Source organism: Paenisporosarcina sp. P4_B8 (assembly GCF_056402175.1).
The window spans coordinates 85,315-99,571 of the sequence record NZ_JBFUHX010000009.1; the positions used below are offsets into that span (position 1 = coordinate 85,315).

19 protein-coding genes and 1 other annotated feature are annotated in these 14,257 nt (G+C 42.2%); of the genes, 1 reads left to right on the forward strand and 18 read right to left on the reverse strand.

Annotation, left to right across the window (positions count from 1 at the left end):
* Positions 1-16 precede the first annotated feature (16 nt).
* Positions 17-1,066: a LysM peptidoglycan-binding domain-containing protein gene (locus AC1DSK_RS10295; protein WP_477546968.1), complete on the reverse strand. Its 1,050-nt coding sequence runs from the start codon at positions 1,064-1,066 to the stop codon at positions 17-19.
* Between the two features lie 122 nt (positions 1,067-1,188).
* On the opposite strand from AC1DSK_RS10295, the gene AC1DSK_RS10300 reads away from it, so the two are divergent.
* The gene (locus tag AC1DSK_RS10300) at positions 1,189-1,722 is read left to right on the forward strand and encodes a 3H domain-containing protein (protein WP_477546969.1); all 534 of its coding nucleotides are present in this window, start codon (positions 1,189-1,191) and stop codon (positions 1,720-1,722) included.
* Between the two features lie 261 nt (positions 1,723-1,983).
* Here the strand turns inward: AC1DSK_RS10300 and pheA are convergent, their stop codons facing one another.
* From pheA to AC1DSK_RS10385, 17 genes are all read right to left on the reverse strand, one after another.
* Positions 1,984-2,856 (reverse strand): prephenate dehydratase, encoded by an 873-nt coding sequence (pheA, locus tag AC1DSK_RS10305; RefSeq protein ID WP_477546970.1) that lies wholly within the window; start codon positions 2,854-2,856, stop codon positions 1,984-1,986.
* Positions 2,857-2,868: 12 nt separating this feature from the next.
* Positions 2,869-3,324 (reverse strand): ACT domain-containing protein, encoded by a 456-nt coding sequence (locus tag AC1DSK_RS10310; protein ID WP_016426802.1) that lies wholly within the window; start codon positions 3,322-3,324, stop codon positions 2,869-2,871.
* 17 nt (positions 3,325-3,341) lie between these two features.
* Complete coding sequence (gene obgE / locus AC1DSK_RS10315; RefSeq protein ID WP_016426801.1) at positions 3,342-4,631, reverse strand: GTPase ObgE; 1,290 nt, start codon at positions 4,629-4,631, stop codon at positions 3,342-3,344.
* Between the two features lie 3 nt (positions 4,632-4,634).
* Positions 4,635-5,165 carry a Spo0B domain-containing protein gene (locus AC1DSK_RS10320; protein ID WP_477546971.1) on the reverse strand — a complete coding sequence of 177 codons (531 nt, stop codon included), beginning with the start codon at positions 5,163-5,165 and terminating at the stop codon, positions 4,635-4,637.
* A 263-nt stretch (positions 5,166-5,428) separates the two neighbouring features.
* Complete coding sequence (gene rpmA / locus AC1DSK_RS10325; RefSeq protein WP_036659634.1) at positions 5,429-5,719, reverse strand: 50S ribosomal protein L27; 291 nt, start codon at positions 5,717-5,719, stop codon at positions 5,429-5,431.
* 15 nt (positions 5,720-5,734) lie between these two features.
* Positions 5,735-6,070 (reverse strand): ribosomal-processing cysteine protease Prp, encoded by a 336-nt coding sequence (locus AC1DSK_RS10330; protein WP_016426798.1) that lies wholly within the window; start codon positions 6,068-6,070, stop codon positions 5,735-5,737.
* A gap of 12 nt (positions 6,071-6,082) precedes the next feature.
* Complete coding sequence (gene rplU / locus AC1DSK_RS10335; protein WP_016426797.1) at positions 6,083-6,391, reverse strand: 50S ribosomal protein L21; 309 nt, start codon at positions 6,389-6,391, stop codon at positions 6,083-6,085.
* A gap of 14 nt (positions 6,392-6,405) precedes the next feature.
* Positions 6,406-6,482 (reverse strand) — a sequence feature (ribosomal protein L21 leader region).
* Positions 6,483-6,521: 39 nt separating this feature from the next.
* Positions 6,522-7,124: a metalloprotease gene (locus AC1DSK_RS10340; protein ID WP_477598213.1), complete on the reverse strand. Its 603-nt coding sequence runs from the start codon at positions 7,122-7,124 to the stop codon at positions 6,522-6,524.
* The gene (locus AC1DSK_RS10345; protein ID WP_477546973.1) at positions 7,108-7,668 is read right to left on the reverse strand and encodes a hypothetical protein; all 561 of its coding nucleotides are present in this window, start codon (positions 7,666-7,668) and stop codon (positions 7,108-7,110) included. Before AC1DSK_RS10345 ends, AC1DSK_RS10340 begins: the two co-directional genes overlap by 17 nt.
* A gap of 165 nt (positions 7,669-7,833) precedes the next feature.
* Entirely contained in the window at positions 7,834-8,796 is a 963-nt protein-coding gene (locus AC1DSK_RS10350) for a nuclease-related domain-containing protein (protein ID WP_477598215.1), read from the reverse strand.
* 65 nt (positions 8,797-8,861) lie between these two features.
* Positions 8,862-9,659, reverse strand: a complete 798-nt coding sequence (gene minD, locus AC1DSK_RS10355; RefSeq protein WP_016426793.1) for a septum site-determining protein MinD — start codon at positions 9,657-9,659, stop codon at positions 8,862-8,864.
* 1 nt (position 9,660) lies between these two features.
* Positions 9,661-10,332 (reverse strand): septum site-determining protein MinC, encoded by a 672-nt coding sequence (gene minC / locus AC1DSK_RS10360; protein WP_016426792.1) that lies wholly within the window; start codon positions 10,330-10,332, stop codon positions 9,661-9,663.
* Positions 10,333-10,357: 25 nt separating this feature from the next.
* Positions 10,358-10,882, reverse strand: a complete 525-nt coding sequence (gene mreD, locus AC1DSK_RS10365; RefSeq protein ID WP_477546974.1) for a rod shape-determining protein MreD — start codon at positions 10,880-10,882, stop codon at positions 10,358-10,360.
* Positions 10,879-11,784 carry a rod shape-determining protein MreC gene (gene mreC, locus AC1DSK_RS10370; protein ID WP_477546975.1) on the reverse strand — a complete coding sequence of 302 codons (906 nt, stop codon included), beginning with the start codon at positions 11,782-11,784 and terminating at the stop codon, positions 10,879-10,881. Before mreC ends, mreD begins: the two co-directional genes overlap by 4 nt.
* Before the next feature lie 14 nt (positions 11,785-11,798).
* Entirely contained in the window at positions 11,799-12,815 is a 1,017-nt protein-coding gene (locus AC1DSK_RS10375; RefSeq protein WP_016426789.1) for a rod shape-determining protein, read from the reverse strand.
* Positions 12,816-12,909: 94 nt separating this feature from the next.
* Positions 12,910-13,608, reverse strand: coding sequence for a RadC family protein (gene radC / locus AC1DSK_RS10380; protein ID WP_477546976.1), 699 nt, complete (start codon positions 13,606-13,608; stop codon positions 12,910-12,912).
* On the reverse strand, positions 13,598-14,209 hold the full coding sequence (locus tag AC1DSK_RS10385; RefSeq protein ID WP_477546977.1) for a Maf family protein: 612 nt from the start codon (positions 14,207-14,209) through the stop codon (positions 13,598-13,600). Before AC1DSK_RS10385 ends, radC begins: the two co-directional genes overlap by 11 nt.
* Positions 14,210-14,257 lie beyond the last annotated feature (48 nt).

A 14,257-nucleotide genomic window follows, 5' to 3' on the forward strand; every position in this document is an offset into this window, starting at 1 on the left:
GCCCTCGTTCCACTTTTTAATAGTGGCGAACGGGATTCGGATAACCCCTATGCCCTTGTGGAGCGGGCCACATATGACATGGCATGCATGCCATGAATGGAGACATATGCTGAGGCATCATATATTGAGGCATCATTTGTTGTGGCATCATATATTGAGGCATCATTTGTTGCGGCATCATATTATTGCTTTCCATTTCTTCACCCATGGTTTGAGTTGGATATGGAGTTGGGTATGGATTTTGCCCGTATACCGGTTGTTGCGCATAATTTTGTTTTCCACATCCACAAGGTGAAGGACGATGGCCTCCACATCCGCAAGGTGATGGTGGTGGAGGCGGTGCCCCACAACCACAAGGCGGCTGAGGATGGTACTGAGGTGGCATTGTCGGCATTTGCAGTGATGATTCCATCTCAAGTGAACTGGAATCCAATAATTGCCATCCGGGTTGAGACTTAGGAGCATGCGGAACTTTTGGCGCAGGCATCGGCTTCGGTTTTGATGCAGGTGCAGGCATCGGCATCGGTTTTGGTGCAGGTGCAGGAGCTGCATGCTGTGGTAAATTTACTTGCAAATGAACGTCCATGTCAGGGACCGGAATCCATCCGTAAGGAATGCCCATATATTGAGGCATCATTTGTGTCATTGCTATGTTTTGATTAATTGGTTGTGGCATTGGTTGTGGCATTGGCTGCGGCATTGGCTGTGGCATCGGTTGTGGCATTGGTTGCGGCATTGGTTGCGGCATTGGTTGTGGCATTGGTTGTGGCATTGGTTTCATCGTCGGTTTATGGATTGGTGGTGCAGGTTGAGGAATCGGCTTGGGAGCTGGCTCCATTGTGTATTCCTCCTTCATTTTTTTCACTGGTCGTTCGTTAGTGAACGGGTGTTCAGCCATTCCTTGCGTTTTTGCCGTCTTTTGCGGCACGAAGATCTTCATCCCAGGGACGATATAATCGGGATTTGCCAAATGGGCATTCAAACGTTTCACTTCATCAAAAGAAACACCATATTGCTTAGCAATTTTCCACAGTGTGTCTCCTTTTTGCACAACATGTACGTGCAAAATAATTCCCCCTTTCATCTATGTATCCTATGAATCGCATTTTGATTTGGTCACATAATTGCTGTACATGATAAACTATGAGTACACGTGCTATAGATATGCATGAAAAGGACGGGATCAACTTGAAGAAATTATTAGGAGAAGAAAGACGTCATCAATTACTCCACTTGCTAAAAGAAGCTTCCGAGCCAATTAAAGGCACGGAATTGGCTAAACAAGCTGGCGTTAGCCGCCAAGTAATCGTTGGGGACATGACTTTATTAAAAGCTCGCAACGAACCGATTTTGGCCACGAGCCAAGGTTATGTATATATGAAGCAATTAAGTGAAACCCATGCGTTCGAACGCCAAATCGCATGTGTGCATACTCCTGCCGATGCGCGGGACGAATTGTACACCTTGGTAGATGCAGGAGTCACAGTAAAAAATGTAACGGTCGAACATCCTGTTTATGGTGAACTGACCGCATCCATCATGGTGGCAAACCGCCATGAAGTCGATTTGTTTTTGACACGCGTGGAAGAAACGGGTGCCAGTTACTTATCCGAACTGACGGATGGCATTCATTTGCATTTGATTGCCGCCTCTTCAGGCGAATTCCTGGAAGCAGCAGTTGAGGGTATGCGTAAAAAAGGATATTTGGCGGATGAGGAATAAGATAAGGACGTCATTGCGCTATATGACGTCCCTTTCTATAAAAATGGGGAAATGCTGCTCCCTTTCCGCGGATTCTTCGGGTTCTTGGCAGGTCGATTGCAAGCTACAATGAGTGATTCTTCTGTTGCGTAATGGTATGGGAACTCAATTAGGAGGAAATTGGTTATTTGCTCTCCAAACCAGTGAAAGTTGCTCCAAAGAGAGTACATTTTCGGACAATGATTCTTAAAAACAAAAAAGGAATGACTGCGCAATCCGCGGTCATTCCTTTTTGTATGTAAAATATGTACCGAGAGATTTCACTTCGCACCCTAAAGCGCGTAGTTCTTCTTTCGCTCCTTGCATCATAACAGCTTGTTCATCTTCTAGTACATCCATGATAAAGAAATAATGACCGAGCCCTGTTTTTAATGGACGCGACTCAATTTTGCTTAAATTCAGCTGACGCCATGCGAATACCGACAATACTTGATGCAAAGCACCCGATCGGTCATCTACTGGCAGCTTAATCATAAGGGTCGTTTTGGGTGAGTTGTCATGACCTGTTTTATCAAGACGGATGTTCTTCTTCTGAAGAACAAAAAACCGTGTATGATTGAAATGAAAATCATGGACATTTGGTTCCACAATGGTCAGTCCATATTTCTTTGCGGCAAAATCATTTCCGATTGCTGCAATCGTCCGGTCTGGATTCTCTGCTACATATTTTGCTGCGGCTGCAGTTGATGTAGTCTGTTCCAGAGGTACTCCGCGAAATCGATAATACAAATATTTATGGCACTGGGCCAGTGCATGAGGATGTGAATAGACCATTTCGATATCTTGCCAATTCTCCACTTGCTCAGGATGTACCATAAAATGTTGCTCAATCGGTGATAAAATTTCTGCCGAAACATGCAGTTCCACATCGTGAAACAAATAATCAATTGTTAACGGCACAGAACCTTCCAGTGCATTTTCCAGTGGTACCACGGCAAATTCAACTTCCCCGTTCGCCACCGCTTCAATGCATTCTGGAATTGTTGCATACGGCATCAACCATTCCCCGGCAAAGACCGTTCCTGCTGCTAAATGTGTAAAAGATGCTTCCGGTCCTAAATAAGCAACACGTGATTCCCAATCTTTAGTTAACATGTAAGACACTCCTTAAGATGCGCCGGAACTGATGACTTCCGCTGACTCGACAAAATCCAGCCGTTTCAATTGTTGAATTAAATCATCCAATTGCACATTCATGGCTGTGACATCAAGTGACAGTGTCACATTGGCACGACCTTGAATGGGAATCGTCTGATGGATTGTCAACACGTTACACTGTGCTTCAGCCACTGTATTCAATAATGTCGCAAGCGTTCCTTTGCGATCTTCCAGTTGTAAAAACACCGTTAAAATACGTTCCCGAACAATCGAATGGAATGGAAAGACAGCATCCCGATATTTATAATAAGCGCTGCGTGACAGGTCCACTTTTTTCACAGCGTCCCATATCGATGCGACTTCTCCACTTTGCAATAACTGCTTTGCATCAAGCGTTTTTTGCATCGCTTCCGTCAGCACATCTTCACGCACTAAATAAAACCGTTGTTCAGATACGTCTTTCATATGTCCATCCTCACTTTCTATTCGATGAATTCAAACTCGAATTCAAGGAGTCTTACTGTATCGCCATTTTCCGCACCACGTTCACGTAATGCTTCATCAACACCCATACCACGAAGTTGACGTGCGAAACGACGAATCGCGTCTTCGCGAGAGAAGTCGGTCATCTTGAATAAGCGTTCGATTGATGAACCACTTAATACATAAGCCCCATCGTCGTCACGTGAAATTTCGAAGCCATCACGTTCAGATTGGTGTTTGTAAAGAACCGTTTTATCTGATTCTTCTTCAGCCATTTCGTGAATTAAGAATTCTTCAGTTACTTCAAGTAAATCTGCAACTGCGAATAAAAGTTCATTCAACCCTTTGCGTGAAAGTGCCGAAATCGGGAAAATCTTCACATCTTCCGGTAATTTCTTACGGAATTCAGCCAAGTTTTCTTCTGCATCAGGCATGTCCATTTTGTTCGCTACAATTAATTGAGGACGTTCCGTCAAACGCAAGTTGTATTGACGAAGCTCTTCATTAATCGTCACATAATCATCATAAGGATCGCGACCTTCAATACCAGACATATCAATTACGTGAACGATTACGCGTGTACGTTCGATATGACGAAGGAATTGATGTCCAAGACCTACACCTTGGCTTGCGCCTTCGATAAGACCTGGCAAATCGGCCATCGCAAAGCTACGACCATCAGTTGTTTCAACCATTCCAAGGTTAGGAACGATTGTTGTAAAATGATACGCTGCAATTTTTGGTTTCGCTGCTGATACGACAGACAGCAATGTAGATTTCCCAACGCTTGGGAATCCAACCAAACCTACATCAGCCAATACTTTAAGTTCTAAAACCACTTCAATTTCTTGTCCTGGTTCGCCTTTTTCAGACAGCTCAGGTGCTGGATTTTGAGGTGTTGCAAAACGGCAGTTCCCGCGACCTCCACGGCCACCTTTTGCAATAACCGCTCTTTGACCATGCTCAACTAAATCAGCTAGTACCGGTCCGCCTTCTTCAGCCATTACGACTGTACCAGGTGGAACTTTAACGATTAAATCTTCCGCTCCGCGTCCGTGCATTCCTTTACTTTGTCCGTGATCGCCACGGTCTGCTTTGAAATGACGTTTATAACGGAAATCCATTAACGTACGTAATCCTTCTTCAACTTCAAAGATTACGTTCCCTCCGCGGCCACCATCTCCACCTGCAGGACCACCATTTGGTACATACTTTTCACGACGAAACGCGACCATACCATCTCCGCCATCTCCGCCTTTAATGAATATCTTTACGTGATCGACAAACATTGACTATCCCTCCTTGCTTTCTTCTATATGAAAACGCCAATTCTTGGTCGTTTTGCATTCATGGGTCAGTGAAACGTGCGATTCTTTTGAAAGTTCTTGCTGAATGGGTTCCCATTCTCCGTTCGCATCAAACGTCAGTTTAAATGTCGTCGGATTACACACTATATGAATGTGCAATAGTTGTTCTGTATAAGGATTTAATTGTTCGTGTAACAGTTTTGTTGTTTGTTCAAGTACATCTTGGACTTGCTCATCCAACAATAGGTTGCAATCTGATTCGATGTTATTGGAAATGCTTACTTGAAATCCAGGGAAACGCCAATTGGCAGTCTGAAGCCACTCTGTCGTGCGTGGTAAATCCATTTTCGAAAGTTCATAAAACGCTTTAGCTTCTGTAGAGTAGTGATCTATTGCCGCCTTTGCGTCTTCCAGTCGTGCAAGATCAATATTCATTTTGATTAGTTGCAACTGATTCAAAAAATCATGGCGTGCAAATCGCAGTGCCTCATTTATTGAAAACGTTTTTTCGGTCATACATCACACTCTCCATTATGCTAGTCTCAATTCCTAAGTATACCAAGAAATAAAGCGATTTTGTTGCAAAAAAGAAAAGCGCAAAGCACAAGTCGAACTTGACGCCGACGCTAAAAGGAAGGTTTCCTTTGCGACGAGTGATCGCAGGTATGTGCTTAGAGCTAGACATAGAGTCCTCTAATCTAGAGTTATCTATGCAAATGTAAACACTTTTTGATAAAAAGAAAAAGGACTGCAGTTATGCAGTCCTTTGGCTGTTTGAATTAAGCTTCTTGAGCTACAGGATATACACTAACTTTTTTCTTGTCGCGGCCATAACGCTCAAAGCGTACAACTCCGTCAACTTTCGCAAAAAGTGTGTCATCTCCACCACGGCCTACGTTTTCACCTGGATAAATTTTAGTCCCGCGTTGACGGTATAAAATTGAACCACCTGAAACCATTTGACCATCAGCACGTTTAGCGCCAAGGCGTTTTGATTGTGAGTCACGTCCGTTACGAGTCGAACCTACTCCTTTTTTCGATGCGAAAAACTGAAGATCTAATCTTAACATCATTTGTTTCACCCCCTACTTTTTGAAGGTTATTTTTATATATTGTCCATAATCTTGTTCAATCGTTTGTAAAGAAACAATCATCGCTTGTACAATTAATTGCACTTGATCATTCACAGTTGAAACCAGATCTTGCGGAAACGAGACTTTGAGAAACCCGCCGTCTTGCCCTTGCTTCACGTCTGGAAGGACTTTCGTAAGTTCAGCGATTGCATTGACTGCTCCAAAAGAAACAGCGGTTGCAGCTGCACAAACTAGATCTTTTCCATGCTCGGCAAATTCTGCATGGCCTTTCATTTCAAAAGAATGAATGTGATTGGATTGATCTTTTTCAATCGTTACAGTTATCATCGTTCACACATCTTATAGGTTGATTGAATCAATCACAAGTTTTGTGTAAGGTTGACGATGACCTTGTTTTTTACGGTAGTTCTTTTTCGCTTTGTATTTGAAAACTGTGATTTTTTTACCGCGGCCGTTTTTCACGACTGTAGCTTTTACTGTTGCTCCTTCAACGAAAGGAACTCCAACTTTCACGTTGTCTCCACCTACGAATAATACTTTGTCAAATGTGAAAACGTCTTCAGCATCAACACCTAATTTTTCGATGTAGATTTCTTGACCTTTTTCAACTTTGATTTGCTTACCACCAGTTTCGATAATTGCGTACATTTTACTGCACCTCCTCTTAGACTCAGACTCGCCTTAAAATGAGGTGATCTTTGCAGATACTTTAACCTCTTCAGAGCGGTTGTAGTAGCACGGGTGCTACAAACAATAACATTAAAACTTTACCATAATGCTAAGGCAGCGTCAACTGCTTCGTCACAATTTTATAGAAAGCTTCCTCATATTTTCGATATTGCCATGAGCGAATATTTTGCAATGCGATAAATGAGAAAATCAATGCCAGATGAAGATGGTCAAACGTCACTACTATCAAAAGCGTTGAAAGACTGATAGACAACGCTAATAGCGTCTCGCGATAACGTTTGGGCAAGATAGATTTCAGCGCTTGTCCACCGTCCAGCGGCAAAATTGGAATTAAATTCAATGCTAGTATAGTCAACTGAACTTCATTAAAAAAAGCTTGTCCAGGAAATTGGAAAGGTTGGGCAACTAAATAGAGAATAGCCGTTGCAAGTGGCCCAGCAATCGCAATGAGCCACTGGTGATGAGTCGGAGCTAAATGAAGATTTTTAATTTTTATTTCTCCCCCATACGGAAGAATGGTGCAACTGGTCATCTTGAGGCCCGTCCATTTTGCTACCGCAATATGTCCTAGCTCATGAATAAGTAATGAGCCGATAATGATGCTGTAATGTGAGAGTTGTGCAGTCGCAATCAGGTAGATAATGATGGGGATCATGATGGGATGCATGCGAATCTTATTGAAGTACATCATTCATCCATTCTTTAATCGCAGTCGGTTCAAGCAATTCTCCATCACGTTCAACTTTCACGAACATGGAACCAGGCTCTACTTCTGCAATTAAGTCATTGGCAGCAACCGCGGTATAAGGTAAATTAGAAAAATTCTCCACAAATCCATACGTCACCGTATCCCCATTATCATAAAGGACGGTCATCGTTTTCCCAGTATGTCGGGTGTGCCCAGTAAACAGTATAATGCCATCTTCGCGGGCGACTACTTGTATCGCGGTATCATAGGAAACAAGCACGCCTTCTTCATATGGTTGCATTGATTCATACGAAGCCATCGTCGGTATCATAGGGTCCTTTGTGGGCGCAGACACAGGGATGAGTTCTGGTGTCGAGCTTGTTGGAAACTGAGCGAGTACGAACTCGCGAACCATTTGTAAGTCTTTCCCTTCCGAGAACAGAGTGCGAAGTTGTGAAGTTTGGTCATTTCGTTCCTGGATTTGTATCGTTGCGATGATGCCAACGGTAATTATGCAAGCGATGATCCATTTATTTGTGAATTTCATGCCGCAGCCCCCCTTTTCGGGTAGTATATGCGGGGCTTGTTCGGTTTATTTCTATTAATCTGGGGATTTTGATAGTTATAGGGGCAACTTTGATGCTTATTGGGGCAACTATTCGGTTGATGGGGGCAACTTTTGTCCTTATAGGGGCAACTAACCAATTACCTACTAATTCTTTCTCAGTTCCGAAGTCAAAAATGGTTCTAACACCCAAGGTTTGAATGAAAGCACATAAGTTCGAGTGCGAGAGCTGCCTATACTATTTTCGGAAACTTCCTTCACTATCCGTTTAATAAAATATTTATCCTCTATTCCCAGCCACCACTTTAATCTATCACTACTCACTTCACGACCGAACAATAATTGATATTCTTGGAGCGCAGCGATATGAGCACCTTTGTCACGATGGCTACATCGAGTACATAACCATGTTGAAAAGATCCGAGTCATCGATATCTCAAAGCATTTCAAACACCTGACGCCCGTTTTAATTGAAGAATGTGTAACACCGTGGTACTCAAGAATATCCGTTTCATAAACTTTATTTCCATTACGCTTAATAATATGACACACTTTTTTCAACTCTTCATGGGTCATCAATTTCCTATTGTCAGATTCCATTTGTTCAAGGAAACCGCACATAGCATCAATAGGGACAGCTTGAAATAGTGTAGGAGATTCAATAACAATTCCAGCTCGACTTACCAAGATAATGAGTCCTTTTACCGGAAAATCCACTCCATTTCGATTAAGTCTTTTTTGTAAAACTTTAACCGCTCTTTGTAATTGCAATTCTGGATTGCGCATCCCTTCTTTTAACCCATTTTTGATTCGATAGAATTGTTTGTTGCTTGAATCGAAATAAAATTCTCCAGTCATATTTTTCACTTCCAAAACACAAATTAGCTTTTGTGTCACAACAATAATATCGTACTGAGTATTGTCCAAATTGATATGGCGGTAGATAGACACTTTCGGGGTCAGATTTGCTTCCATCAAATAAGCAGTAGTTTTTTCTTCACCTGAAAAACCCGCCTTAATATTGCGATAGCTACTCTCGACTTTAGCGGATTTTTCAATCCGTGATCTTAATATACAAATTCGCAACACTTCTAGTTCGTGCGATTTCAAATTATTCAGTCTTCTCCCCTCCTAAAGAAATCCCCCACTCGATCAAAGTGGGGGATTCAGATAAATTATTTTGCAAAAATGGATTTGATTTTGGAGAACATGCCTTTACGCTCTTGTTCCAATGACATCAATGGAACAGATTCACCTAGAATACGGCGGGCAATGTTGCGGTAGCCAAGTGCTGCACGGTTTGTTGGGTCCATGACAATAGGCTCCCCTTTATTTGAAGAGGTGATGACATTTTCGTCATCCATGATGATACCTAGCAAGTCGATGGATAGGTGCGTAGTGATTTCGTTGACATCCAGTGCATCGCCAGATTTCATCAAATGTTGACGAATGCGGTTAATGATTAATTTTGGCGGTGCAATATCTTCTTGCTCTAGCAAGCCGATGATACGATCCGCATCACGTACAGCTGAAATTTCAGGTGTTGTGACAACGATCGCACGGTCAGCTCCTGCCACTGCGTTTTTGTAACCTTGTTCAATCCCTGCTGGACAGTCAATGACGACATAATCGTAATCGCGTTTTAATTCCGTCACAAGTTCTTTCATTTGTTCAGGATTAATGGCGTTTTTATCAGTCGTTTGTGCTGCTGGCAACAGGAATAATTTATCTTCAAAACGTTTATCTTTTACTAAAGCTTGATGTACTTTACAACGGCCTTCAATTACGTCAACCAGATCATAAATGATACGGTTTTCTAAACCGAGTACAACGTCAAGGTTTCGTAAGCCGATATCGGTATCGATCAAACATACTTTCTTACCTTGAAGTGCCAATGCAGTCCCTAGGTTAGCAGTAGTCGTTGTTTTACCAACGCCTCCCTTACCTGAAGTAATTACTATAGCTTCTCCCACATTAGCTTCCTCCTTTAAATGTAGACAATTGCGGTCTTAATAAACGCAGTTCTTGCAATCTATCAATGGCGATGAAGCCATTTGCATGTAAGTATGCACATTCCATTTCTGGTTGTTCCGAAAGAATGGTTAGTTCATCTGTCATGATTTCTAGTGCTTCATGAATCATCAGATGGGTTGCTTCTAACCAAGACGCAGCAATAACTGCTTCTTTATTACCATTCGCCCCTGCATGAGCAATTCCCTTCAAACGACCGAGAACAAAAATATTTCCTCCGGCGATGACTTTGCCGTTCGGGTTCACATCTCCCACAACGACCAAGTCACCTTCTGCCCGAACAATCTGTCCAGAACGAACGATGCCTACAAACGTTTCGGATTGACGCTCTAGAATTCGACGGTTGCTTTCTTCAATTGAAATGACATCACTCTGCACTCGTGAAACACGTAAATGTGGTGACGTGTGCACGCTCGCAATGAGTTCTTTGGTCTGTTCTTCTGAACAAAAGCGATTGCCAAGCTGCAGCAAAACTTCCGCTTGTCCATCGATGCCTTCGTCCGATACTTTACGTTTTAGTTCTTCCACCAGTTCGGCATATGCGCATTGATCATCAAGCCGAAGCACTAGACCGTCTTTAGTTCCTTTTATGTAGACTAGTTGCTTTTTCGTCATCAAATGCGTCACCTCGCGCGTAGAATCAATTTGGCTGATTTAACCGTTGCAACAAACGTGCATTGATTACGTATTTAAATGCCCAGCCGAGCACCACTAAGAAAATTGAATTTGCAATCATTGTGGGAATTAATCGTTCGCGTACAAATACAGCAAGCGAAATGTCTGTTAACCCAATCAATGAAAAGAATTGATAAAGCACGAATTCAAGACCTGCTACCAATACAAGTGACAAAGCCGTTGTCACAATCAGATGCTGGTGAATGAATTTCATGATAAAACTAGCAATTAAACAAATTAATGGATATAAGAAAGAGTACAATCCAATAATATCAATGAAAAACACATCATACAAGAGCCCAAAAAGTAATGCATACAACATCGCGCGATTGCGACTATAGTAGATGGAAATGAATATTAAATACATGATGAGAAATCGAGGGATTAAAAAACGATACTCCCCACTAATATCGAGGGGAGAAAATAATCCGAACACAGGTTCAAGATAAAACAGCACGACGGCAATGGCTGGAATAATCAATCGCTTCATGAGGCATCCTCATCTTTTGAAGTCTCATCCGTCGCACTGTTATCGCCGTCTGAACCATTTTTTACTGTTGTCATCGTTCGTTTCGCAATCATGACATGATCAAGCAGTGCAAAATCTGCCGCAGGTTTGATATATGCCATTTTCGTCAGTCCGAAATCGTCTGTCGAGACTTCTGTAATTTCCCCGATTAAAATACCTTTCGGGAAAATCCCGCCTAGTCCAGATGTCTCGATTTTCTGACCTTTTTTAATTTTAATATTGGAATCGATTCGTTTTAATATAAGTTCTTTTCGTTCATCATCGTATCCTTCTATTAAACCGAATACTTCTTTTTCACCCATTACCATCGCAGATACGCGATAGTTAGGATTTTGAGTGGATAATAGTTCTACAGTTGAAGTGAAAGGAGTTGTCAGAACAACTTTCCCAATCAATCCTTGTGCTGTAAGGATGGCCATGTTTTTTTCAACTCCATGGACTTCCCCTTTATCAAGAATTACTTTTTCTTCCCACTGATCAGGATTTCTCGCGATAACAGTTGCCTGAATCGGTTCATAGTCCCTGAGATCGTCCTGCTTGTCGACGATTTCTCGAAGTCTCGTATTCTCGGATGCTAAATCGTTGACGTCCGCTTGCAATTTTGCAAATTCTTCTAAGCGACTTTTCAATCGTTTATTTTCATCGTACGTATTTAACAAAGCATCGACACTATCGAAAACACCTGTTATGTACTGTGTTGGTTTTGAGAAAATTGATTGCCCAAAACCAACGACATCCTTAATAATCTGTTCAGGTAACGACGCATTATCACGATCTTTAAGAGAGAAGCTGATCAAAGCCACAAGAAAAATCACCCCGACAAGCAGCAAAATCAAACGCTTATTCGAAAAAAAATGTGGCATTGGAACGGTCCTCCTTAGTGTTTAGAATTTTGGCGAATCATGTTCAAATGATCTAGCGCCATTCCCGTACCAATTGCGACGCAATCCAATGGATTTTCTGCAATGAAGACAGGCATGCTTGTCTCATCACTAATCACTTTGTCCAAGTTTTTCAGTAATGCGCCACCGCCAGTTAAGACGATTCCGCGTTCCATTACGTCAGCAGATAATTCTGGTGGAGTTTGTTCCAATGTCTTTTTCACACCGTCGATAATAGCTGAAATCGACTCACGAAGCGCTTCTGCAATTTCTTCAGAAGAAATTTCGATAGTTTTAGGAAGACCTGTAACTAAGTCACGACCACGAATTTCCATTTTCTCGACATTGTCTATTACTCTAGCAGAACCGATTTCCATTTTAATTGCTTCAGCCGTACGTTCACCGATAGTCAAGTTGTACATTTTACGAATGTAACTTGTAATCGCATGATCCATCGCGTCTCCTGCAACACGTACCGATTCGCTTGTTACGATACCACCAAGTGAAATAACTGCAACTTCAGTTGTTCCTCCACCGATATCAACGACCATACTGCCTGTTGGTTCCCATACTGGCAAGTTCGAACCGATTGCCGCTGCAAATGGTTCTTCGATTGTCACAGCATCACGAGCACCAGCTTGACGAGCTGCATCAATCACTGCACGACGTTCTACCGAAGTAATCCCGTAAGGCACACAAATCATGACGTTAGGCTTTTTCCACGTTCCACCAGAAGCTTTCATCGCTTCTTTTAAATAGTATTGAATCATTGAAGTCGTAATATCAAAATCTGCAATTACGCCATCTTTCATCGGGCGGATAGCCACGATTGAACCCGGTGTACGACCAATCATATTTTTAGCATCGTTACCTACTGCAACGATATCGCCATTATTTGTATTTCTTGCAACTACTGAAGGTTCGCGTAAAACGATTCCTTTTCCTTTAATAAATACCAAAGTATTTGCTGTGCCTAGGTCAATCCCGACATCTTTTGCTCCAAATCCAAACACGTTATGTTCTTCCTTTCTATCCTTAGCCAGTTAATCTTAGCTTAGTTTAAACCATAAATTTGATTATAACGGATAAAAGGAGAAAATCACAGTGTCACATGTAACCCTTTTCCTTCAAACTGATAAATTGATGATCACCGATAATGACATGGTCGAGCAATTCGATGCCCATAATGCGCCCGGCTTCCTGTATTCGCTTCGTTACTTCAATGTCTTCAGGTGAAGGGGAAGGGTTACCTGACGGATGGTTATGGGCACAAATAATCGAGGCAGCTGAACGTTTCACTGCCTCTCTAAATATCTCCCTGGGGTGTACGATGCTGGCATTTAAACTGCCGATAAAAATGGTTTGTTTGTGTAGCACTTGATTCTTAACATTCATGAAAAGACAGACAAAATTTTCTTGCTTTAAAGATGTCATATCCGTCATTAAGAATGTTGCAGCGTCTTTCGGAGAACGAACGGTGAATTTCTCATCTGTTTGTTGTAAAGACAGCCTTCTACCAAGTTCCACTGCCGCAAGCAGCTGAACCGCTTTCGCTTCTCCAATCCCTTTAACGGACATGATTTCTTCGATGGTTGCATTTTTCAATTCATGCAGTTGTTCAAAGAACGTCAACACTCGATTCGCCAAATGAAGGACGGATTCCTGTTTGGTACCCGTCCTTAGTAAAATGGCAATCAATTCTTGGTTCGATAGCGCGGCTGCACCTTGGTTTATCAGTCTTTCACGTGGGCGATCGGAAGCATGGACGTCACGAATCATCAGTGCCGGTTTCACTTCAGTTATCATAACGTACTCCTGCAGACTTCATCTCAAGCAGTTCTAAATTCATAAGTTCTCGATACACTTCCGCAATAGGCAAACCCACAACATTATTGTAGTCTCCGTTAATATGTTCCACCATCAAAGTACCTGCTGTCTGGATACCATAAGCCCCTGCCTTGTCGTAGCAATCGCCACTTGCCACATAACTGTTGATCCATTCGTCCGTTAATTTATAAAAAGTGACTTTTGTCTCTTCAAAAAACACATTGCAAATTCCTTCAAAATAGATGGATACTCCCGTAATGACCGTATGTGTCCTACCGGATAATCTCCGCAAATACAGTTTCGCCATCTCTGCATTTTTAGGCTTCCCAAGTGCCTCATCATCAAGAAATACCATTGTATCGGCACTGATGACGATTGCGTGCTGATTGTATTCAGCGACGGCCAGTCCTTTTTCCATCGCAATGTTGCAAACTAGTTCGGCAGGCGAGCATCCGAAAATGTCCTCCTCATCTATCTCCACTGTTTTCACTTCAAAGGGTACCCCAAGCAGTGATAATAACTCTTTTCTCCTCGGTGAAGCAGATGCTAAAATTAACGGTTTTGTTGTTTTGAATTCCAATGAAATCAGCTCCTTTTTGACATCATACAGAATGATGTCGAAGTTGAA

Excerpts from the sequence above, each read along its gene's own strand:
- AC1DSK_RS10320 (WP_477546971.1), bottom strand. The coding sequence starts at position 5,165 with ATGACCGAAAAAACGTTTTCAATAAATGAGGCACTGCGATTTGCACGC.
- AC1DSK_RS10340 (WP_477598213.1), bottom strand. The coding sequence starts at position 7,124 with ATGATGTACTTCAATAAGATTCGCATGCATCCCATCATGATCCCCATC.
- AC1DSK_RS10345 (WP_477546973.1), bottom strand. The coding sequence starts at position 7,668 with ATGAAATTCACAAATAAATGGATCATCGCTTGCATAATTACCGTTGGC.
- mreD (WP_477546974.1), bottom strand. The coding sequence starts at position 10,882 with ATGAAGCGATTGATTATTCCAGCCATTGCCGTCGTGCTGTTTTATCTT.
- rplU (WP_016426797.1), bottom strand. The coding sequence starts at position 6,391 with ATGTACGCAATTATCGAAACTGGTGGTAAGCAAATCAAAGTTGAAAAA.
- obgE (WP_016426801.1), bottom strand. The coding sequence starts at position 4,631 with ATGTTTGTCGATCACGTAAAGATATTCATTAAAGGCGGAGATGGCGGA.
- AC1DSK_RS10330 (WP_016426798.1), bottom strand. The coding sequence starts at position 6,070 with ATGATAACTGTAACGATTGAAAAAGATCAATCCAATCACATTCATTCT.
- minC (WP_016426792.1), bottom strand. The coding sequence starts at position 10,332 with ATGACGAAAAAGCAACTAGTCTACATAAAAGGAACTAAAGACGGTCTA.
- pheA (WP_477546970.1), bottom strand. The coding sequence starts at position 2,856 with ATGTTAACTAAAGATTGGGAATCACGTGTTGCTTATTTAGGACCGGAA.
- mreC (WP_477546975.1), bottom strand. The coding sequence starts at position 11,784 with ATGCCACATTTTTTTTCGAATAAGCGTTTGATTTTGCTGCTTGTCGGG.
- AC1DSK_RS10310 (WP_016426802.1), bottom strand. The coding sequence starts at position 3,324 with ATGAAAGACGTATCTGAACAACGGTTTTATTTAGTGCGTGAAGATGTG.
- rpmA (WP_036659634.1), bottom strand. The coding sequence starts at position 5,719 with ATGTTAAGATTAGATCTTCAGTTTTTCGCATCGAAAAAAGGAGTAGGT.
- radC (WP_477546976.1), bottom strand. The coding sequence starts at position 13,608 with ATGATAACTGAAGTGAAACCGGCACTGATGATTCGTGACGTCCATGCT.